This window comes from Lentzea sp. NPDC004789, from assembly GCF_053601075.1.
Genome location: NZ_JBSGBE010000001.1, coordinates 252,040 through 271,365, shown reverse-complemented (window position 1 = coordinate 271,365; position 19,326 = coordinate 252,040). Strand labels below are relative to the sequence as shown.

Genomic DNA, 19,326 nt, shown 5'->3' with positions numbered 1-19,326 from the left:
TGAGAAGAGAAGTGGACCTGCTGCACAACGCGGTCAGGCCGTACGCGTGGGGATCGCGCACGGCCATCGCCGAGCTGCTCGGGAGGGAGGTGCCCGCACCCCATCCCGAGGCCGAGCTGTGGATGGGCGCCCATCCCGGCGACCCGTCCCGGATCGTCGGCGCGGACGGCGCCGAGCGCTCGTTGCTCGACCTGCTGTCGGCTGACCCCGGCGGCCAGCTGGGCACGCGCGTGTCTCAGCGGTGGGGCAGCCGGCTTCCCTTCCTGCTCAAGGTGCTCGCCGCCGAGGAGGCGCTGAGCCTGCAGGCCCACCCGTCCGCGGCGCAGGCGGCGGAGGGCTTCGCCGCGGAGGAGGCCGCCGGCGTTCCGCGCGACGCCGCGGTGCGCAACTACAAGGACCCGGCCGCCAAGCCGGAGCTGATCTGCGCCCTGACCGAGTTCCACGCCCTCGCCGGCTTCCGCGCCCCCGCGCGGACGGTGGCGCTGCTGCGCGAGCTGGACGCACCCGCGCTGGCCCCGTACACCGAGATGCTGGTCGCGCAGCCGGACGCGTCCGGCCTGCGCGCGCTGTTCACGATGCTGATCACGCTCCCGCAGACGTCGCTCTCGACGCTGCTGCCGCAGGTCCTGGACGCGTGCGTGCTGCACGTGAAGGAGCACGGCGAGTTCGACCTGGAGTGCCGCACGGTCCTGGAGCTCGGCGAGTCCTACCCCGGCGACGCGGGCGTGCTGGCCGCGTTGCTGCTGAACCGCATCGTGCTGCAGCCGGGCGAGGCCATCCACCTGCCCGCCGGCAACCTGCACGCGTACCTGCGCGGCACCGGCATCGAGATCCTCGCGAACTCCGACAACGTCCTGCGCTGCGGCCTCACCCCGAAGCACGTCGACGTGCCGGAACTGCTGCGCGTGCTCGACTTCACCTGCGGCGACATGGAGGTCATGCTCGGCGAGGAGATCTCGCCCGGCGTCCGCGTCTACCGCACGCCCGCGCCGGAGTTCGAACTGTCGCGGCTGGACGTCACCGGCGAGACCCGCGTGAACCACGACGGCCCGCAGATCATGCTGTGCACTGCGGGCGCGGCGGTGCTGACGAACGCCCGCGGCGACGAGCTGCGCCTGACCCGCGGCCAGTCCGTGTGGCTGCCCGCCTCGGACCCGGCGGTGCTCGTCCGGCCGGATGGTGTTGAATCCGCTCAACTTTTCCGCGCCACGGCCGGGAACGACTAAGGTTCACGACCGGACAAACCGGACTGGTCAAGCGAGGAGACAGGCGTGTCAGCAGGGGGCGGAACCAAGGCCATCATCGCGGCGTTGGTGGCGAACGCCGGTATCGCGGCAGCCAAGTTCGTCGGATTCTTGATCACCGGCTCGTCGTCGATGCTGGCCGAGGCGGTGCACTCGGTCGCCGACACGTCGAACCAGGGCCTGCTGCTGCTCGGCCAGAAGACGGCCCAGCGCCAGGCCACCAGGCTCCACCCGTTCGGCTACGGCCGCGACCGCTACTTCTGGTCGTTCGTGGTCGCCCTGATGCTCTTCAGCCTCGGCTCGGTCTTCGCCCTGTACGAGGGCATCCACAAGCTGCACGAGCCCTCCGCCCTGGACAGCCCGATCGTCGCGGTGGCGATCCTCCTCGTCGCGATCGGCCTGGAGGGCTACAGCTTCGTCACCGCGATCGGCGAGTCGAAGAAGATCAAGGGCAACTCCACCTGGTGGGGCTTCATCCGCAACTCCCGCGTGCCGGAGCTTCCGGTCGTGCTGCTGGAGGACGCGGGCGCGCTCATCGGTCTCGTCCTCGCGCTGCTCGGCGTCGGCCTCACCACGGTGACCGGCGACCCGGTGTTCGACGCGCTCGGCACCATCGCCATCGGCACGCTGCTCGGCGTGATCGCGATCATCCTGATCATCGAGATGAAGTCGCTGCTGATCGGCGAGGGTGCGTCCGACGCCGATCTCGACCTGATCTGCGACGAGCTGGCCGTGGGCAAGGTGCAGCGGGTCATCCACATCAAGACGCAGTACCTCGGGCCGGAGGAGCTGCTCGTCGCCGCCAAGATCGCGTTGGAGCCCGAGCTGCCGTTGGACGAGGTGGCTCAGGCGATCAACGACGCCGAGCAGCGGGTGCGGAACAAGGTCCCGCACGCTCGGTTGATCTACCTGGAGCCGGATCTGGACCGGTCAACGGTCAAGTCCTGAAACTCCGGACGAACCGCCGGACAACAGCTATAGGCGTTCCACATGTTGGATACCTCTAGGGTGGGCCGAACAGGTCCATCAAGGAGGTATGCACCGTGCCGGGCAACGGGTTGTGGCGCACGAAGTCGATCGAGCAGTCGATCGCTGACACCGACGAGCCGGACACCAAGCTCCGCAAGGATCTCACCGCGTGGGACCTGACGGTCTTCGGTGTCGCGGTGGTCATCGGTGCCGGCATCTTCACGCTCACCGCGAGCACGGCGGGCAACATCGCCGGGCCGTCGGTGTCGCTGAGCTTCGTGCTGGCGGCGATCGCGTGCGCGCTGGCCGCGTTGTGCTACGCGGAGTTCGCCTCGACGGTGCCCGTGGCGGGTAGTGCGTACACGTTCTCCTACGCCACGTTCGGCGAGTTCGCGGCGTGGATCATCGGCTGGGACCTGGTGCTGGAGTTCGCGGTCGGGTCGGCGGCGGTGGCCAAGGGATGGTCGGCCTACCTGCAGACGACGCTCGGGTTGCTCGGTGTCGACGTGAAGACCGAGGTTGGCACCGGCATCAAGTTCGACTGGGGTGCGGTGCTGCTGGTCGCGGTGCTCACCGTGCTCCTGATCATCGGCACGAAGCTGAGCTCGCGGGTCAGCGCGGTCATCACGGCCATCAAGGTCGCGGTGGTGTTGCTCGTGATCGTGCTCGGCATCGGGTACATCAAGGCCGAGAACTACCGCCCGTTCATCCCGCCCGCGGCCGAAAGCGGTCCGGCGGCGCACACCGGGATCGAGCAGTCGCTGTTCTCGCTGCTCACCGGGTACTCGGGCAGCACGTACGGCGTGCTCGGCATGCTGGCGGCGGCGAGCATCGTGTTCTTCGCGTTCATCGGGTTCGACGTCGTGGCGACCACGGCGGAGGAGACCAAGAACCCGCAGAAGGCCGTGCCGCGGGGCATTCTCGGGTCGCTCGCGATCGTCACGGTGCTGTACGTCGCGGTGACGCTGGTGATCACCGGCATGGTGCCGTACACGAAGCTCGCGACGCAGCCGGACGGCACCCGCGCGACGCTCGCCAGCGCGTTCCGGGACAACGGGGTCGACTGGGCCGCCACGGTGATCTCGGTCGGCGCCCTCGCCGGTCTCACCACCGTCGTCATGGTGCTGATGCTCGGCCAGAGCCGGGTGCTGTTCGCGATGTCGAGGGACGGGCTGCTGCCGCGCGGGCTCGCGAAGACCGGTGGCCACGGGACGCCGACGCGCATCACGATCATCATCGGTGTGCTGGTCGCGGTCGCGGCGGGCTTCTTCCCGGCCGGCAAGCTCGAGGAGATGGTGAACGTCGGCACGCTGTTCGCGTTCATCCTGGTGTCCGCTGGCGTGTGGGTGCTGCGCAGGACCCGGCCCGACCTGTCGCGCGGGTTCCGCGTGCCGCTCGTGCCGTTGGTGCCGATCCTCGCGATCCTCGCCTGCCTGTGGCTGATGCTGAACCTGACCGCGCTCACGTGGGTCCGGTTCCTCATCTGGATGGCGCTCGGCGTGGTCGTCTACTTCGGTTACAGCCGCCGCAACTCCGTGCTCGGCAGGACCGGCGAGCGCAAGGTCGAGGCGGAACCGGTGATCAAGCACGGCGAAGAACCAGGGGTCTAGTCCCGGGGGAACAGCTCTAGACCAACTAACCTGCGGACTCATGGCAAACGCGCGGTGGCTTTCCGCGGAGGAGGAGTACGCCTGGCACCACTTCGTGCAGGCGTACCACCTCCTCGAGAGGCAGATCGAACAGCAGTTGCAGCGCGACGCGGGCCTCTCGCACGCGCAGTACAACGTGCTGGTCGTGCTGTCCGAACAGCCGGGCAACCGCATGCGCATGACCGAGCTGGCCCGCCGCGTGGTGGTGTCGAAGAGCTCGCTGACCTACCAGATCGGCAAGCTGGAGAAGTCGGGACTCGTGCGGCGCGAACCGCACGAGTCCGACGAGCGCGGCATCGTCGCCGTGCTCACCGAGGCCGGCAAGGAGCTGCTGAGCGCTACCGCGCCCGGTCACGTCGAGACGGTCCGCGCGTACCTGATCGACCTGTTCACGCCGGAGCAGCTCGCCCAGCTCGGGTCGTTCATGCAGGTCGTGCACGAGAAGGCGGACGACTAGGACCTACTGGAGGGTCAGCAGGTCGCGTTCGGCGAGGAACTCCGCCACGTCGTCCGGCCCGTGCCGCGTCACGTCGAACTCGAACACGGGCAGGATCGACTTCGCGGCCAGCGCGCGCAGCTGTGCCTGCTCCTCGACGAACGGTTCCAGCGACACGTACTGCTTCGGGTTCGCGCTGATCTTCAACCGCTCCTCGCGCGCCTCCTCGAACGTGTCCTCCGGCCGGGTGCACAGCACGATCGCGAAGTTGAGCGGCTTCAGCCGTTCCTCCAGCCACCCGAAGTCGAACTCACGGCCCTGCCGCGCCTGGTACGCCATCGTGGACAGGTGGAACCGGTCGACGATCCACGAGTAGTAGCGCTGCAGTTCGAACATCCGCACCCACGTCTCATACGTCTCCATCGCGTGCGCTGTCTCGTCCGGCGCGAAGTCGATCAGCCCGCGGCCCCACGGCTCGTTGGTGAACCCGCTCCACTCGGCCGAGATCAACGGCGAGTGGTAGCGGTACTTGCGGTGTCCGACGAGGCGGGGGTGTTCGTTGAGCGCGTAGGCCAGGTCGGTCTTGCCGGTCAGGCGGGTGCCTTCGAGGATCACCTTGGGCGTGAGCTTCATGGTGCGTTAGCTTGCCTCGTGATCCTGTGTCTCGACGTCGGTTCCACCTGGACCAAGGCCGCGCTCCTCACCGAGGAGGGCGAACTGGTCCGGACCGGACAGCACCCGACCACACCTCCCGAGGTGCTGCACGGCATCGACGCGCTGCGCGCCGAGGTGGGCGACGGTGAGATCCTCGCGTGCTCGTCGGCCGGTGGCGGCCTGCGGCTCGCGGTCGTGGGCCAGGAACGCGTCGTGAGCGCCGAGGCCGGCTACCGGGTGGCGCTCAGCGCGGGCGCCAAGATCGTGCACGTCAGCGCCGGCCCGGTCGACGTGAAGGCCCTGCGAGCGACCGAACCCGACCTGGTCCTGCTGGTCGGCGGCACGGACGGCGGCGACCGGTCGGTGCTGCTGCACAACGCCGCGAAGCTCGCCAGGGTCGCCGTGCCGATCGTGCTCGCGGGCAACGTCGAGGCGCAGCCGGAAGCCTTGGAACTCCTCGCGAAACGCACGGTCGTCGCCTGCCCGAACGTGCTGCCGGACGTCGGCCGGCTCGCCCCGGAACCGGCCCGCAAGGCGATCCGCGCGGCGTTCCTGCAGCACGTGATCGGTGGCAAGGGCCTGTCGCGGGGCCCGCGGTTCCGGCAGCTCGTGCGCGCCGTGACGCCCGACGCGGTGTTGGCGGGTGTGTCACGGTTGGCGGCACAGGACCGTGAGGGTGCCGTGTTGGTGGTGGACGTCGGCGGCGCGACCACGGACGTCTACTCGGCGGTGTCCACTGCGGACAGTGAAGGTCTGGAACGGACGGTCGCGCTGCCACCGGACCGCCGCACGGTCGAGGGCGACCTGGGCATGCGCTGGTCCGCGCCGGGCGTGGTGAAGGAAGCTCACGCCGAACGCCTGACCACCGAGGACCTCGCGCACGAAGCTCAACTGCGGGCCGAGAACGTCGGCTGGCTGCCCGACGACCCGTCCGTGGACGTGAAGCTGGCGTCGTTCGCGGCGATCCTGGCGGTCCGCAGGCATCTCCGCCAGGTCGACGGCCAGCTCGGACCGCACGGCGCGGGCCTGCTGGTGCTCTCCGGCGGCGTCTTCCGGCACGCGGAGGACCTCACGCCGGTGGTGGAGGCGCTGCGGGGCGACCCGGTGCTGCGACCGGTGCTGCGTTCCGCGGAGATCACCGTCGACCGCGACTACGTGCTGGCACCGGTGGGCCTGCTCGCCGAGTCGGGGCGGCTCGAAGCCGCCGACCGACTGGCGAAGCGGCTGACGTGAGACGTGCAACCGCGGGGCCGTGCTTTCCGTGTGCACGAGCATGAAGCGAGCAATGGCATCGGCCGCGGTGATCGCGGTGTCCGCGGGAGTCCTGCTGGGCGGCGCGGGCACCGCGTCCGCCCAGGAGCCGTGGGGGCAAGTACTCGACGAGGGGCACGTGCCGGACTCAGGGCGTCCTGCTGGTCCAGGACCACCGGGCCACGCAGTACGACTGCTGGGAGAACACCCACGCACCCGCGAGCGAACGCTGGTGGCTGTTCATCGTCTGATCCGGACGCCGGCCGGGTCAGTCGTCCTCGGGAACGAACTCGAGGAGATCGCCCGGCTGGCACTCCAGCACCCGGCACATGGCCTCCAGGGTGCTGAACCGCACGGCCTTCGCCCGCCCGTTCTTCAGCACCGCGACGTTGGCAGGCGTCAGCCCGACCTTCTCCGCGAACTCGCCGACGCTCATCTTGCGCTTGGCCAGCTCGACGTCGATGCGCACGATGATCGCCATCAGATCACCGAGTCCATGTCGGACCGCAACGTCGTGGCGCGCTGCAGCAGCGCCCGCATCACGATGAGCACGAGCCCGATCACCGACACCCCCGTTGTGAACAGGAAGAACAACACCAGCACACCGGGGTCGTCGGCGATGAAGCCGAGGTAGACGAACACCCCCACCAGCACGACCCAGCCGGCCCCGATCGCCCAGACCATCACGTTGACCCACTTGATCGCGGCGTCGGTGAAGATCAGATCCTTGCGCACCAGGGTGAGCAGCTTCCACGTGGCCACGATCACCACCTGCACGCAGACCACCCAGAAGATCGCGACGATCATCGACACGAACTGCTCGGAGGCGTGCTCCGGGTGCTGCTCGGCCGAGTACCGGTACGAGCCCGGGATCGACAACGTCTCCAGCACGACGAGGATCCCGAACAGCGCCACCAGGAAGAACCGGAGGGCGACCACCGCCCAGCGCTCAGAAATCATGCATCGAGTATCGGTAGCGATCTATCGAAAGTCAATCGGTAGTGATCGTGTTGCAACAGGTCTCTACAGTGATCGCCGTGGGACTGCGTGAGCGCAAGAAGACCGAGACCCGAGCGGCACTGGCCGCCGCCGCGTTGCGCCTCGCCCTGGAGAAGGGCGCGGACAACGTGCGCGTCGACGAGATCGCGGAAGCCGCGAACGTCTCGCCGCGCACCTACAACAACTACTTCGCGAGCCGCGACCAGGCGATCGTCGCGGGCATCACGGCCTCCCGCGCCCTCGCCGTGGCCTCCGCCCTGCGCTCACGCCCGTCGGACGAGCCACTGGCCGACTCGATCATCGCCGCGTTCGCCGAGCAGTACCGCGAACCCCCGACCGAGGCCCTCGCCCTGATCACCTCGACGCCGTCGTTGCGCGAGGCCTACCTCGACTCGACCGCCGCGATGGAACCGCCGATCGCCGAGGTGATCGCCGAACGGCTGGGCAAGGACGTGATCGGCGCCGAGGTGCTGGCCGCGGCGGTGTCGGCGGCCGCGCGGATCGCCGTGCAGCGGTGGGTGGACGAACGCCCGTCCGGCCTGGTGGTGGTGTCGACGGCCTCCGTCGAGGACCACCTGCGCGAGGCGATCGGCCACCTCGCGCCCGCGCTCAGCTGAGCACGCCGGCTTCCGCCGCCTCCTGGAACTCGACGATGGCGGCGCCGTGGTCCTTCGCCCAGTTCGTCAGGACCTCGATGGGTTCGACGAGGGTCAGGCCGAGCTCGGTGAGGTTGTACTCGACCCGGCGCGGCGCTTCGGCTCGGCGCTCGACCAGGCCGTACTGCTGGAGCCGGCGCAACGTCTGGGTGAGGACCTTGCGCGAGACACCACCGATGAGGTCGACGAGCTCACCGTGCCGGCGAGGCTGATGGCTGAGACCGAAGAGCACGAGCACGGCCCACTTGTCGGAGATGATCTCGACCGCCAGCCGCGTGGGGCAGTCGGCGAGGAAGGCCGGTCCAGCGGCGTTCTGCATGGAGGCCGAAGGTACCAGGAGGTAACTCACGGCTTCGTAACGTCTTTCGCAGCAACGAGTTCAGCACCAGCTGCGGAGGAGTCACCATGCCACGAGTCGTCGTGTTCGACGAGTTCGGCGGACCGGAGGTCATGCACGTGGTCGAGGAGCCGGCCGTCGAGCCCGCGGTCGGCGAGGTGCGGGTCAGGATCGAGGCGTTCGCCGTCAACCCGCTCGACCAGATGATGAGGTCCGGCACGTCGTCCGCGGCCGTTCCCCTGCCACGCGCTCGCCTCGGCGTCGAGGGAACCGGTGTCGTCGACGCCTTGGGTTCCGGGGTCACCGGCCTCGAGATCGGTGATCCGGTCATCCTCACCGCCATCCCGGACGCGTACCTCCGGGGCAGCTACGCCGAATGCACCACGGTCCCCGCGAGCCGGGTGATCGCCCGTCCGGCCGGGCTCGGCGTTACGGAGGCCGCAGCGATCTGGGTCGCGTTCTCCACCGCCTACGGCGCTCTCGTCGAGAAGGCCGGGATGCGGCCCGGCGACCACGTCCTCATCACCGCGGCGTCCGGCGCCGTGGGCAGGGCGGCGATGCAGATCGCCAACCAGATCGGCGCAGTGCCCATCGCCGTCACCCGGCACACCGAGAGGAAGGACGAACTGCTCGCCACCGGTGCCGCCGCGGTCATCGCCACCGACCGCGAGGACGTCGCCGAAGCTGTCCGCCACCACACCGGCGGGGCCGGCGCCGACATCGTCCTCGACGTCGTGATGGGCCCCGGCCAGCAGGATCTGGTGAAGGCGGCCCGTCCCGGCGCGACCCTGGTCGTCGCGGGCTTCCTGGATGCCCGGCCGACTCCCTTTCCTGCGAGCGCGCCGCTGAGGATCTTCAGCTACCGCAGCTTCGAGCACACCCTCGACGCCGTCGTGGTGAAGCGCATGGCGGCCTTCCTGAACGCCGGTGTGCGCCTCGGCGCACTGCGGCCCGCCGTCGACGAGGTGTTCGCTCTGGACGACGTCGTCGAGGCACACCACCACCTCGAAAAGGGGCTCCACTCCGGGAAGAAGATCGTCGTCAGGGTCTAGCGCTCAGGTGAGCTCGTCCCGCAGCACGCACATCAACAGCTCGTCGTGCCACTCACCGTCGCGGTGGAACGCCTGGCGCAACCGTCCGTCGACCTGGAAGCCGATCTTCTGGTACGACCTGACGGCCCGCTCGTTCTCCTCCACGACGGTGAGCTCGATCGAGTGCAACCGCAGCGTGTCGAACCCGTACCGGCACACCCGGCGCAGCGCATCGGTGCCGTAGCCGCCACCCCAGTACTCCTGCTCGCCGATGTAGATGTCGACCTTGGCGCGCGCGTTGATCGGGTCCGCCTCCCGCAACGCCACGATCCCGATCGGCTTGCGCTCCTGCAGCGTCTCGATGCAGAAGGTGACCTTCTCGTGCGAGTTCTCCTGGCGGTCGGCGAGGCGTTTGCGCAGACCGGCCAGCGACTCGTGGAAGTAGGACTGCAGCCAGCGCATGACCACTTCGTCGTTGTGCCAGCGGTACAGCACGTCGGCGTCCTCGGGTTCGAGGGGCCGCAGTCGGACGAGATCACCGGTCAACATGGTCACGCACTCCAACGCACTCGAACGACACCGTCTTCATCGGGCAGCACGGCGGTCAGCAACGGGTTCTCCTCGTCCGCGTAGCCGGAGATCACCATCGCGCCGACGGCCTTGGTGAGCTCGACCGCGATGGCGGGACGGTCGTCGCCGTGGACCCGGCGATCGGTGATCCGGCCGTCCCGGTCCTGAAAGACCAGCGTGGCGACGTCGTGGTCGTCGAGGGTGCGCAGCTCCGCGACGACGTCGTCGTTCAACTCCGGCCACACCGCCAGTCCGGCTCGTGGCGTGAGCCGCGCGCGGATCGCCGCGACATCGGACGCGCACAGGCGGTGCCAGCGCGAAGCGTTGCGGACGTACCGCTCTTCCAAGATCACCGTCCCACGATCGAGCACGAGCTGCGTGACCTCCGCCCAGAACGCGTCGTCGGCAGGGCGCGGTTCTTCGAGCTCCTCGCGGTACGGGTCGTATGGAGAGCCGTCGATCGGCACGGGGAACAGTCCCGCGGCGCGGGCACGGGTGACCGCGTCATCGCACGGCTCCGCACTGCCGATGTACATGTACTGGTCGAAGCCGACGTGGACGAAGAACCTCTCGCCGTCCTCCAGCCGGCACCACGCCCCGTTGTCCCGCAGCATGGCGCGGACCAGCGCGACACCGGTTGCGAGAGGCACTCGCGCCCCGTCGTGGTAGCCGGACAGGTCGGGTGGGAACAGCTCGGTCAGCCCGTGTCTCTTGCTGATCTCGGGCTCGCGGACGGTCAGCTCGGTGACACCGGTGTCCAGCGCGAACGCCTCGACCGCCGCGAGGTACGCCGCCTCCAGCGGCCCGCGATCACTCCGGGATTCCAGCGGCCCGAAGTACCCGCGCTCGCCGAAGTGCGCAGGGTCGTACTTCGTCACCTTGAACACGTGCATGAGCCGGACACTACGAGCCTCCAAGGACGTTCCGCGACCGTTCCGCGATTCCGGAGACTCTCTGCGCGCTTCTTGAGGACATCACCTTTCGGCGAAGTTCTCCTGCATCCTGGCCCGTGAACGGAGCGGCGTCGGTCGCGTCCAGGTGAGATCGAGAGGAAGTCCATGTCCAGCAACAAAAAGCGCGCCCTGACCGTGGTGGCACTCGCCACGGCGCTGTGCGGGTTCGCCGTTCCCGCCTCCGCCTCCGCCTCCACCTCCGCCGACGGGTGGTCGTCGTGCGGCGAGTGGAACGACCGGAACACCTACGGCGTCAACTGCAGCGGAAACTACGACTTCCAGTACCAGGCGATGGCCCGGTGCAGCAACGGCGAGTACTACTTCGGGCCGCTGAAGCGCAATGGCAGCGGTGAGTCGTCGTATGTCTACTGCTCGACCTACGGCGCCCACTACATCGAAGGTTCAGGCCACGCCGTGATCTATCACTGAGAACCGCCCAACGCGTCGCGCGATCGCGCCTCGGGTTTGCGCGCGAACGGCAACGGCGGCGACTCCGGTGCCTCCACGTCCAGCAACCCGGCCGCGATCGCCACCGCCCGATCCCACTCCGGATCCGACGTGTAGTCCGAGTGCGCCGACACCCCGGACCGCCACCGCCGCCCGGGGAACGGCCCCCGCTGCGGATCCGGCAACCAGTGGTCGCCGCCCAGCACCAGCGCCCCGGTCGGCCCGCGCAAGGCGGGCGCCAGCGCACCCTCCGAGCCGTCCGGCCGGTACCCGACGCCGAGCAGCATCCCGTCGAACACCTGCCGCCGCCACGTCATCACCGCGCCGCCCAACGGATCCGTGCCGCGGCACAACGCGCGCCAACGCCCGTCCAGCCCGCCGGCCAGCCGGGCCAACGACGCGTGCGGCACCACGGCGGGAAACGCGCGCGGGTAAGCCCACTGCAGCTGCGATCCGGCCGTCACCAGCCCGATCCGTTCGCGGTCCTGGGGCGGCAGGTCCTCCAGCAACCGTGCCGCCGCAACGGCGACCAGTAAAGATCCCTGCGAATGTCCACACAGGACCACCCGGGTGCCGGGGTCGCGCAGGTGGTCCTCGACGCGGGAAACCAGCTCCGGCACGACCTTCAGCGCGTAGCAGGGTGGCACGATCGGGTGAGCTTCACGCGGCCAGAACTGCGCGACGTCCGCGATGATGCCGAGCCGGCGGCCGGACTCGGGCTGCCGCGCCGCCAGGTACACCGCCCGCAGCAACGACACGGCCAGCAAGCCGAGCACGAACACGCCGAAGGCGGAGAACGGCGCCGTCCACGTCGGCGGTTTCACGTTCTGCACCCGCAGCCACGAAGCCACCACGGCACCGACCACCAGCACCGATGCGATGATCAGGATCAGGTGATGCCCGTGGTTGCGTTCCCAGCGCGCCCACCACCACGCGCGCGTCGCGGTGCGCAGGTCGCGCATCCGGCCGGAGTGCAGCAACGAGGCTTCGCGCGCCCACACCTTGCCCTTGCGGAAGGCCCGCCACCGCACCGCGCCGGTGAACGACGCCACCGCGAACGTGCTGAGCAACGCCAAAGCACCCGCCACGCCCCACAAGAAGGTGATGTACGCGTACCCGTCCGGCAGGTCCAGCCCGCCGCCCAGCGCCTGGCGCACCGGCAGCGCGACCCCGGCACCGAAGCCGCCGCCCAGCAGCCCGGCGATCGCGAGCACCGGCGCGGAGAACCAGCCACCGGCCCACGGCCGCAGTTCGCGCGGCAGCGAGGCCCACGTCTTGCGCGCCAGCAGTGCCGCGGGCACCAGCAGCAGCCCGAACAACACCAGCACGAACGCCATCAGCAACGCCAGGACCTGCATGGTCACGTCCGCGCCGGGCACCCGCACCGGCAGCTGCTCCTGCAGCCCGAGCGTCGTCAGCACCAGCACCGCCGACAGCACCATCAGCACGCGCCGAGGCCGCCGGCCCAACGCCGCCCGCAGCCACCGTCCACCGCGATGAGGCGCACCACCGGTCGGGTCGTCGAGCAGCAGCACACCGAGCACCGACAGTCCGATGAACACCAACGCGACGACCCACGCCACGGTGATGGCCACGCCCATCTGCCCAGAGGCCGTGAGCTGCTTCAACGGGCCGCCGAGAGCGATCAGCGAGGTCACCGCCAAAGCCGTCACGACGTGCAGGGAGCGCAAAGCGGGCGTGTCCGGGTCGGTGGCGACGTGCGCGCCGGGCAGACCGGACGCGGGCTGCCGTTCCTCGTCCTGGGCGTCGGCGATCTCGCGGCGCTCGATCCGCCACTCGACGTGCGAGATGCGCCGCATCACCGAGATCAGCACGACGACCGGCAGGAGCCCGAGGAACGTGCGGAACCACGGCAGCAGGCGCACGTCGGTCGGCACGCTGGTCAGGCAGGCCGAGCCGGGCCGCAGGCACTGGGCGGCGAGCAGGTCGAGGCTGACCACCGAGGCCTGCGCGACCAGCAGCGCCGTCAGCAGCAGCGCGAACACCCGCAGCAACGACCGCAGCCCGAGTCCGAGCAGGTGAGCGGGCAGGTTGCCCTCCGGCACGGGAGGCAGCATCCAGTGCGCGACGTTCGCGATGCTGAACGGGAAGAGCAGCGCCCACGTGGCCTTGGCCACACCTCCGGACGTCATGCCGCCCCACAGGTACCCCTCGACCACGCGCGGCACGGCGCGTCCCTCGGTCTGCAGCACCGGACCAGGGGCGGGTCTGCGGAGCCGGTCCGCCGGCCGCACGATGCGTCCGAGTCCGTCTCCCGCAACGTCCACGGCCGCGACGGCGTCGACCAGCGTCTGCGGCGTCGTGCCCTGCACGCCGTGCACCCGCAGCTCGACGACACGCGTGTCCGGGCCCGCGATCAACACCCGAGACCTCCCTCACCAGAAGTAGGGGTCATAGTGGTGCATCCGCGGGCGGTATGGTCGGAAGACACCCTCTCTGAAGTGCCTTGGAGGACTTCGCATGACTGCGGACCGCTTGCAGACCCGCAACGGGATCGACTTCGCCGTCGCCGATCTCTCGCTCCACGAGTTCGGCCGCAAGGAGATCCGCCTGGCCGAGCACGAGATGCCCGGCCTGATGGCGTTCCGCCGCGAGTACTCCGGGGTCTACCCGCTCAAGGGCGCTCGGATCTCCGGCTCGCTGCACATGACCATCCAGACCGCCGTGCTCATCGAGACGCTGGTCGACCTGGGCGCGGAGGTCCGCTGGGCCTCCTGCAACATCTTCTCGACGCAGGACCACGCGGCCGCCGCGGTCGTCGTCGGCCCCTACGGCACGGAGGAGGAGCCCAAGGGCATCTCCTGCTTCGCCTGGAAGGGCGAGACGCTGCCGGAGTACTGGTGGACCGCCGAGCAGATGCTGACCTGGCCCGACGGCAAGGGCCCGAACATGATCCTCGACGACGGCGGCGACGCCACGCTCCTGGTCCACAAGGGCGTCCAGTACGAGGCGGCCGGTGTCGTCCCGAACGCCGAGGACGACGACCCCGAGGAGTGGAAGATCATCCTCGAGACGCTCCGCAACTCGCTCGCGGCCGACGGCAAGAAGTGGACGAACATCGCGTCCGGCATCCGCGGCGTCACCGAGGAGACCACCACGGGCGTCATGCGCCTGTACCAGCTGGCCGCCGCCGGTGAGCTGCTGTTCCCCGCGATCAACGTCAACGACGCCGTCACCAAGTCGAAGTTCGACAACCGCTACGGCATCCGCCACTCGCTGATCGACGGCATCAACCGCGGCACCGACGTCCTGATCGGCGGCAAGGTCGCGGTCGTCTGCGGCTACGGCGACGTCGGCAAGGGCGCGGCGGAGTCGCTGCGCGGCCAGGGCGGCCGCGTGGTCGTCACCGAGATCGACCCGATCTGCGCCCTGCAGGCCGCCATGGACGGCTACGACGTCCAGCGCCTGGAGGACGTCCTCGACAAGGCCGACATCATCATCACCACGACCGGCAACAAGGACGTCGTGATGGTCGAGCACATGGCGCGGATGAAGCACCAGGCGATCGTCGGCAACATCGGCCACTTCGACAACGAGATCGACATGGCCGGCCTCGCCCGCTACCCCGGCATCCGCCGCAACAACATCAAGCCGCAGGTCGACGAGTGGGTCTTCCCGAACGGCAAGAGCATCATCGTGCTCTCGGAGGGCCGCCTGCTCAACCTCGGCAACGCGACCGGCCACCCGTCGTTCGTCATGTCGAACTCCTTCTCCAACCAGGTGATCGCCCAGATCGAGCTGTTCACCAAGCACGAGGAGTACGACAACGAGGTCTACCGCCTGCCCAAGGTGCTGGACGAGAAGGTCGCCCGCATCCACCTGGAGGCGCTCGGCGGCAAGCTCACCAAGCTGACCAAGGAGCAGGCCGAGTACATCGACGTCGACGTCGAGGGCCCGTTCAAGCCGGAGCACTACCGCTACTGAGTGCGATTTGGTCAGAGCTGAGCGCAGCGGGTCTCCTGGACCTTCGGGAGACCCGCTGCTGCTGTTCGCCACACCGTGTCGCCCTCTTCCTGCTCACTATCCTGCCCACAACTGCTAGCGTGCAGGGTAGTGAGCAGGAAGAGGGCGCATGCTGGACAACGAACTCGCCGAGATCGTGGACAACCTTCGGGCTCTCGGCAGTGACGTCGCCGATGTCGAGGTGAAACGGGCTGCTGAGGCCTTGCCTCGAACAGTGCGCGAGACGCTGTCGGCGTTTGCCAACACAGGCGGGGGAACCCTCATCCTCGGGCTGGAGGAAGCCAGCGGGTTCAGTGCGACTGGCGTCAGCAACCCTGCGAAGATGGCCGCTGATCTCGCGTCGCTGTGTTCCACCGACATGGAGCCGGCACTTCGCCCACTGATCAAGATTCACGAGTTCGAGGGCGCGAGACTCGTTGTAGCCGAGGTGCCTGCGGTAGATCCCGCGCTGCGGCCCTGCTTCTACCGCGGTGCAGGCATCACGCAGGGCAGCTTTGTCCGTGTGGGTGATGGTGATCGCAGGCTGAGCAGCTATGAGGTCCAGCTCATGCTCGCCTCACGCGGTCAACCGAAGGACGACGAGCAGCCAGTACCTGATGTCGGGGTCGATGCGCTGAACCAGGCGTTGACCGACGCCTTCGTCGCACGATTGAGGACCAACCGACCCCACGCGTTCAAGAACCTCGACCGAGAACATGTGTTACGGCGGGCGAAGGTGCTGGCGCCCGGAACCGACGAGGTTTCGCTGGCCGGCCTGCTGGCGTTGGGCGAGTACCCGCAAGAGCACTTCCCGCAGTTGATGCTCACATTCGTGCATTACCCGACCGTCGCAGGCGCGGATCTTGACACAGGTGAGCGCTTCCTCGACAACGTGCTGGTCGAAGGCCCGATCCCGATCATGGTCCGTGACGCGCTGGCCGCGATCCGGCGAAACATGCGCCGACGTTCTGTGGTGGTTGGCGTTGGTCGCACCGACATGTGGGAGTATCCGGAGCCCGCGCTGCGGGAGGCGGTGGTGAACGCGTTGGTGCACCGTGATTTGTCCAGCGCGGCAAGGGGTACGCAGGTTCAGGTCGAGATGTACCCGGACCGCTTGGTCGTGCGCAACCCCGGTGGCCTTCACGGCCCGGTCACGGTCGACAGTCTCGCGAGCGAAGGCATCTCCTCGGCACGGAACGCGACCTTGATGAAGATCCTCGACGAGGTGCCGATCGCGGACAGCACGCGAACAGTGTGCGAGAACCGGGGATCAGGGATCCGCACGATGCTCGATTCCTTGCGTGCGGCTCGGATGAGCCCTCCGCAGTTCGATGATCGGGTCGCGAGCTTCACCGTCACGTTCCCGAATCACACTCTTCTCAGTGACAGCGTGGTCAGCTGGATCGCGAGTCTCGGACAACGCGGCTTGTCCGACAGCCAGTGTTTCGCGCTCGCCTCGCTCAGGGACGGCGAAGCGCTGGACAACCGAACCTATCGAGCCGCGACGGGGGTGGACTCCCGCGTGGCGACCGCAGAACTTCAAGACTTGGTTGCGCGCGAGCTGGTGGTGCAGACAGGTAGCCGGCGATGGGCGCGCTACCAGTTGAACGATGCGCCGAGATCGGGGATGGTCGCGCACCGCTCAAAGCGGGCTGATCGGCGTGACGAGATCCTGGCGGCCCTGGGCGACGAGTTGCTGTCGCGAGCCGAGATCGCCGCGCGTCTTGACTTGCCGAACGGCACTGTCCGCCGCTGGCTCACCGTGCTGAAGAAGGAGGGATCGGTCGCGACGATCGGCGCATCCGAAGTCAGCAGGAACGTGAAGTATCGCCGCACTGAGAAGAACTACCTGACGGACGAAGGGCCTCGGGAACTCGGCTGACGTGCCGGCGATCAGGGGCCTCCCGCGCGCGTCGCGGGAGGCCCCTGTTTCATGTGCGTCGTGGGATTCTTCGGGACTTACGCGTTCGAGCACGGCCAGTGGAAGACGCTGTCCGAGGGCGAGCTGCCGCCGTTGGACGAACCGTCGCTGTGGATCGACATCCACGACAGCGACATCACCTCGGTCGTCTACGCGCCTGCCGGTCCGGGCACCGGCGTCGCCTACCTGGGCCTGACGCCGCGCACCTACTTCGAGAACCCCAACGCCTCCGACCCCACCGACGTCCTGCGCGAGGCGGCGGGGCTGGCCGCGTGGTGGGCGTTGCAGAACTCCGGTGACGTCACCGCCAAGCAGGCCGAGCTCCTCGGTTACCTGGCGTCGGACGAGAACCCGGAGGACTTCACGCTGGACGAGGAAGAGGACGTCGAGGACGTCGACGTGTTCGTCGAGCTCAAGACCAAGCAGTTCCTCGCGGCGCTGGACCTGCCGCTGCCTACCGAGCTCCGATGAACCCCTGCCAGGCCTCGACGCTGAACCTCAGCTCGGGGCCTGCCGCGTTCTTGGAGTCACGCACGCGTACGACCTGGGCAAACGCCACCTCGACGCACTCGTCGCCGGCGTTGCCGCCGCTGTAGCTGCTCTTACGCCAGGTGCAGTTTCCGGCCACTGAGGTCCTCCCGCGATCGGCTGGCGAGGTCCGCCACCATCGATCGCGATTGTCCCTCATCGAGAGCGAGCGCATCCAGGCGCGCGAAGATCGACTTGCAGTGCTTGATCCCGCGCAGGTCCTGCACGAACACCTGGGCGAGGTCTGACTCCGTGTAGGCGACGCTGCTGCGCTTCTCGTACTCCCACAGCACGTAGGGGGCCATGAAGACTCCTGCGGCGCCACAGGACGAAGGCACGATCCGGATGACATGGGTGTGGAAGAGCAGCTTCATCAGTTGCTCTTCCATGACCTGATCACTGCCGACCTTGAGACGCAGTGCGTTTTCGTGGATGTAGAAGGTGCACTGCGGGCGGTTCGGCCGCCTGAGGATCGCCTGCCGCTCGATCCGGAAACGGACATATGCTTCGATCTCGTCCACGCTCACCGTTCCGCGGGCCTCGATGAGCGCCGTCGCGTATTCCTCGGTCTGCACCAAGCCAGGAATGGTCGTCAGGCTGTAGCTGGTGATTTTGTCGGCGCTCGACTCGGCCATCGTCACTGTGCGCAGGTTGTCCGGGACCTGCACGAAGTAGTGGTCGAACGCCGACCGGTACCGGTTGAGGAAGTCCTCGATGAAGGACTGCGGGCGCCCGCACCGCCCCAGGTACTGGACGATGTCGATCTCGCTGGCACGGATCTTGCCGTGCTCGATGTTCGAGACCTTGCCCGGATCCCACCCGAGCATGCGGGCGATCCGCCGACCGCGGAAAGTCGTGTAGCGCTCCCGCACCTGGCGCAGTTCATCGCCCAGGTCACGGCTGTACGGAGTCGACGGATCGCCGTTCATTGCCCCGACGTTAGGTGATGGAGCCGGAACAACATCGTGCCCGAACGGGTGGAGTTATTTGAGGTGCCTGGCGAAGAACTGGTTCGCGTAAGGCCCCTCGAACGCCGGGATGCCGGTGTGGCCGCCCATGTTCGCGTGCAACGTCTTCTCCTTGGATCCGAAGGCGTCGAACAGGTCCAGCGCCATCTGCCGGTCGTTGCCCTCGTCGTCCCACTGCAGCAGGACCAGCAACGGCACGGTGACCTCCCTGGCCTCGGAGAACATGCTGCGCGGCACGTAGCTCCCGGCGAACAACACCGCGGCCCCGATGCGCGGCTCGACCGCCGCCAGCCGCAACCCGATGGCGAGCACACCGCCCGAGATGCCGACCGGGCCGTCGCTGATCTCGGGCAACGTCAGCAGCGCGTCCAGGGCGGCCTGCGACTCCGGCACGGCCTTGTCGACCAGCGGCAGGACGAGGCGCGTGACGATCTCGTCGGACACCGGCTCACCTGCCTGCACCGCCGCGCGCAGGTCGGCGCGGGCCTGTTCGGCGTCGGGGTCGAGGGGCCGGTCACCGCTGCCGGGGAGCTCGATGGTGGCCGCGGCGTAGCCCTCCACCACGGTGCCGCGCGCCCTGGCCGCGAGCCGGGGGTACATCCGGTCCAGGCCGCCCTGGTTGCCGATGAGGATCAGCGGGGCCGGTTCGGACCCGCGGGTCCACAGGATGCCGGGAATGTCGCCGAGGGTGAACCTGCGTTCGAGGACACCGTCGTCGAGGAGTTGTTCGGAAGTGAAGTGCATGGTCGT

The 19,326-nt window shown here is 68.5% G+C and carries 21 protein-coding genes; 11 read left to right on the top strand and 10 right to left on the bottom strand.

Features of this window, described 5'->3' with window-relative positions:
- The first annotated feature begins 11 nt into the window (after positions 1 to 11).
- The 4 genes from manA to ACWEIJ_RS01225 all read left to right on the top strand — a co-directional run bounded on the left by manA (position 12) and on the right by ACWEIJ_RS01225 (position 4,319).
- Positions 12 to 1,226 carry a mannose-6-phosphate isomerase, class I gene (gene manA / locus ACWEIJ_RS01240; RefSeq protein WP_449835207.1) on the top strand — a complete coding sequence of 405 codons (1,215 nt, stop codon included), beginning with the start codon at positions 12 to 14 and terminating at the stop codon, positions 1,224 to 1,226.
- A 45-nt stretch (positions 1,227 to 1,271) separates the two neighbouring features.
- Positions 1,272 to 2,192, top strand: a complete 921-nt coding sequence (locus ACWEIJ_RS01235) for a cation diffusion facilitator family transporter (protein ID WP_449835206.1) — start codon at positions 1,272 to 1,274, stop codon at positions 2,190 to 2,192.
- 95 nt (positions 2,193 to 2,287) lie between these two features.
- Positions 2,288 to 3,823: an amino acid permease gene (locus tag ACWEIJ_RS01230; protein ID WP_449835205.1), complete on the top strand. Its 1,536-nt coding sequence runs from the start codon at positions 2,288 to 2,290 to the stop codon at positions 3,821 to 3,823.
- Positions 3,824 to 3,863: 40 nt separating this feature from the next.
- Positions 3,864 to 4,319, top strand: coding sequence for a MarR family winged helix-turn-helix transcriptional regulator (locus ACWEIJ_RS01225; protein WP_449835204.1), 456 nt, complete (start codon positions 3,864 to 3,866; stop codon positions 4,317 to 4,319).
- Positions 4,320 to 4,322: 3 nt separating this feature from the next.
- Here the strand turns inward: ACWEIJ_RS01225 and ACWEIJ_RS01220 are convergent, their stop codons facing one another.
- Positions 4,323 to 4,931: a hypothetical protein gene (locus tag ACWEIJ_RS01220; RefSeq protein ID WP_449835203.1), complete on the bottom strand. Its 609-nt coding sequence runs from the start codon at positions 4,929 to 4,931 to the stop codon at positions 4,323 to 4,325.
- An 18-nt stretch (positions 4,932 to 4,949) separates the two neighbouring features.
- Here ACWEIJ_RS01220 and ACWEIJ_RS01215 point away from each other — a divergent pair, with 18 nt between their 5' ends.
- Positions 4,950 to 6,185, top strand: a complete 1,236-nt coding sequence (locus ACWEIJ_RS01215) for a glutamate mutase L (RefSeq protein ID WP_449835202.1) — start codon at positions 4,950 to 4,952, stop codon at positions 6,183 to 6,185.
- A gap of 286 nt (positions 6,186 to 6,471) precedes the next feature.
- Here the strand turns inward: ACWEIJ_RS01215 and ACWEIJ_RS01210 are convergent, their stop codons facing one another.
- Both ACWEIJ_RS01210 and ACWEIJ_RS01205 read right to left on the bottom strand, forming a co-directional pair.
- Positions 6,472 to 6,684 carry a helix-turn-helix domain-containing protein gene (locus tag ACWEIJ_RS01210; RefSeq protein ID WP_449835201.1) on the bottom strand — a complete coding sequence of 71 codons (213 nt, stop codon included), beginning with the start codon at positions 6,682 to 6,684 and terminating at the stop codon, positions 6,472 to 6,474.
- Entirely contained in the window at positions 6,684 to 7,163 is a 480-nt protein-coding gene (locus ACWEIJ_RS01205) for a DUF2975 domain-containing protein (RefSeq protein WP_449835200.1), read from the bottom strand. Before ACWEIJ_RS01205 ends, ACWEIJ_RS01210 begins: the two co-directional genes overlap by 1 nt.
- Positions 7,164 to 7,240: 77 nt before the next feature.
- Here ACWEIJ_RS01205 and ACWEIJ_RS01200 point away from each other — a divergent pair, with 77 nt between their 5' ends.
- Complete coding sequence (locus tag ACWEIJ_RS01200) at positions 7,241 to 7,819, top strand: TetR/AcrR family transcriptional regulator (protein ID WP_449835199.1); 579 nt, start codon at positions 7,241 to 7,243, stop codon at positions 7,817 to 7,819.
- Here ACWEIJ_RS01200 and ACWEIJ_RS01195 read toward each other — a convergent pair.
- A complete protein-coding gene (locus ACWEIJ_RS01195) occupies positions 7,812 to 8,177 on the bottom strand; it encodes a winged helix-turn-helix transcriptional regulator (protein ID WP_449835198.1) in 366 nt (121 codons plus the stop codon). The two genes, ACWEIJ_RS01200 and ACWEIJ_RS01195, sit on opposite strands and share 8 nt — an antisense overlap.
- An 86-nt stretch (positions 8,178 to 8,263) precedes the next feature.
- Between ACWEIJ_RS01195 and ACWEIJ_RS01190 the strand changes: the two genes are divergently transcribed.
- A complete protein-coding gene (locus ACWEIJ_RS01190; RefSeq protein WP_449835197.1) occupies positions 8,264 to 9,247 on the top strand; it encodes a zinc-dependent alcohol dehydrogenase family protein in 984 nt (327 codons plus the stop codon).
- Between the two features lie 3 nt (positions 9,248 to 9,250).
- Here the strand turns inward: ACWEIJ_RS01190 and ACWEIJ_RS01185 are convergent, their stop codons facing one another.
- Together ACWEIJ_RS01185 and ACWEIJ_RS01180 are read right to left on the bottom strand one after the other, a co-directional pair.
- Positions 9,251 to 9,775, bottom strand: a complete 525-nt coding sequence (locus ACWEIJ_RS01185) for a GNAT family N-acetyltransferase (protein ID WP_449835722.1) — start codon at positions 9,773 to 9,775, stop codon at positions 9,251 to 9,253.
- A gap of 2 nt (positions 9,776 to 9,777) precedes the next feature.
- Positions 9,778 to 10,689: an RNA-binding protein gene (locus tag ACWEIJ_RS01180; protein WP_449835196.1), complete on the bottom strand. Its 912-nt coding sequence runs from the start codon at positions 10,687 to 10,689 to the stop codon at positions 9,778 to 9,780.
- A gap of 165 nt (positions 10,690 to 10,854) precedes the next feature.
- On the opposite strand from ACWEIJ_RS01180, the gene ACWEIJ_RS01175 reads away from it, so the two are divergent.
- Positions 10,855 to 11,178 (top strand): hypothetical protein, encoded by a 324-nt coding sequence (locus ACWEIJ_RS01175; RefSeq protein WP_449835195.1) that lies wholly within the window; start codon positions 10,855 to 10,857, stop codon positions 11,176 to 11,178.
- Here ACWEIJ_RS01175 and ACWEIJ_RS01170 read toward each other — a convergent pair.
- Positions 11,172 to 13,580: a hypothetical protein gene (locus ACWEIJ_RS01170; RefSeq protein ID WP_449835194.1), complete on the bottom strand. Its 2,409-nt coding sequence runs from the start codon at positions 13,578 to 13,580 to the stop codon at positions 11,172 to 11,174. The genes ACWEIJ_RS01175 and ACWEIJ_RS01170 overlap by 7 nt on opposite strands.
- 97 nt (positions 13,581 to 13,677) lie before the next feature.
- Here ACWEIJ_RS01170 and ahcY point away from each other — a divergent pair, with 97 nt between their 5' ends.
- The 3 genes from ahcY (at position 13,678) to ACWEIJ_RS01155 (ending at position 17,551) form a co-directional block, all read left to right on the top strand.
- On the top strand, positions 13,678 to 15,141 hold the full coding sequence (ahcY, locus tag ACWEIJ_RS01165) for an adenosylhomocysteinase (protein ID WP_449835193.1): 1,464 nt from the start codon (positions 13,678 to 13,680) through the stop codon (positions 15,139 to 15,141).
- Positions 15,142 to 15,289: 148 nt separating this feature from the next.
- The gene (locus ACWEIJ_RS01160; protein WP_449835192.1) at positions 15,290 to 17,041 is read left to right on the top strand and encodes an ATP-binding protein; all 1,752 of its coding nucleotides are present in this window, start codon (positions 15,290 to 15,292) and stop codon (positions 17,039 to 17,041) included.
- Positions 17,042 to 17,101: 60 nt separating this feature from the next.
- Positions 17,102 to 17,551, top strand: coding sequence for a hypothetical protein (locus ACWEIJ_RS01155; protein ID WP_449835191.1), 450 nt, complete (start codon positions 17,102 to 17,104; stop codon positions 17,549 to 17,551).
- On the opposite strand, the gene ACWEIJ_RS01150 is transcribed toward ACWEIJ_RS01155, so the two are convergent.
- Genes ACWEIJ_RS01150 through ACWEIJ_RS01140 form a run of 3 tightly spaced genes read right to left on the bottom strand, consistent with a single transcriptional unit; the run spans position 17,535 to position 19,320 of the window.
- The gene (locus tag ACWEIJ_RS01150; protein WP_449835190.1) at positions 17,535 to 17,708 is read right to left on the bottom strand and encodes a DUF397 domain-containing protein; all 174 of its coding nucleotides are present in this window, start codon (positions 17,706 to 17,708) and stop codon (positions 17,535 to 17,537) included. The two genes, ACWEIJ_RS01155 and ACWEIJ_RS01150, sit on opposite strands and share 17 nt — an antisense overlap.
- Positions 17,683 to 18,537: a helix-turn-helix domain-containing protein gene (locus tag ACWEIJ_RS01145; protein WP_449835189.1), complete on the bottom strand. Its 855-nt coding sequence runs from the start codon at positions 18,535 to 18,537 to the stop codon at positions 17,683 to 17,685. The genes ACWEIJ_RS01150 and ACWEIJ_RS01145 overlap by 26 nt, the downstream gene beginning before the upstream one ends.
- Before the next feature lie 54 nt (positions 18,538 to 18,591).
- Entirely contained in the window at positions 18,592 to 19,320 is a 729-nt protein-coding gene (locus ACWEIJ_RS01140) for a dienelactone hydrolase family protein (RefSeq protein WP_449835188.1), read from the bottom strand.
- Positions 19,321 to 19,326: the final 6 nt, after the last annotated feature.

Bases quoted from the DNA above. Each gene is read 5' to 3' on its own strand.
- ACWEIJ_RS01225 (WP_449835204.1), top strand. From the start codon at position 3,864: ATGGCAAACGCGCGGTGGCTTTCCGCGGAGGAGGAGTACGCCTGGCAC.
- ACWEIJ_RS01220 (WP_449835203.1), bottom strand. From the start codon at position 4,931: ATGAAGCTCACGCCCAAGGTGATCCTCGAAGGCACCCGCCTGACCGGC.
- ACWEIJ_RS01210 (WP_449835201.1), bottom strand. From the start codon at position 6,684: ATGGCGATCATCGTGCGCATCGACGTCGAGCTGGCCAAGCGCAAGATG.
- ACWEIJ_RS01205 (WP_449835200.1), bottom strand. From the start codon at position 7,163: ATGATTTCTGAGCGCTGGGCGGTGGTCGCCCTCCGGTTCTTCCTGGTG.
- ACWEIJ_RS01195 (WP_449835198.1), bottom strand. From the start codon at position 8,177: ATGCAGAACGCCGCTGGACCGGCCTTCCTCGCCGACTGCCCCACGCGG.
- ACWEIJ_RS01190 (WP_449835197.1), top strand. From the start codon at position 8,264: ATGCCACGAGTCGTCGTGTTCGACGAGTTCGGCGGACCGGAGGTCATG.
- ACWEIJ_RS01185 (WP_449835722.1), bottom strand. From the start codon at position 9,775: ATGTTGACCGGTGATCTCGTCCGACTGCGGCCCCTCGAACCCGAGGAC.
- ACWEIJ_RS01180 (WP_449835196.1), bottom strand. From the start codon at position 10,689: ATGCACGTGTTCAAGGTGACGAAGTACGACCCTGCGCACTTCGGCGAG.
- ACWEIJ_RS01175 (WP_449835195.1), top strand. From the start codon at position 10,855: ATGTCCAGCAACAAAAAGCGCGCCCTGACCGTGGTGGCACTCGCCACG.
- ahcY (WP_449835193.1), top strand. From the start codon at position 13,678: ATGACTGCGGACCGCTTGCAGACCCGCAACGGGATCGACTTCGCCGTC.
- ACWEIJ_RS01160 (WP_449835192.1), top strand. From the start codon at position 15,290: ATGCTGGACAACGAACTCGCCGAGATCGTGGACAACCTTCGGGCTCTC.
- ACWEIJ_RS01145 (WP_449835189.1), bottom strand. From the start codon at position 18,537: ATGAACGGCGATCCGTCGACTCCGTACAGCCGTGACCTGGGCGATGAA.
- ACWEIJ_RS01140 (WP_449835188.1), bottom strand. From the start codon at position 19,320: ATGCACTTCACTTCCGAACAACTCCTCGACGACGGTGTCCTCGAACGC.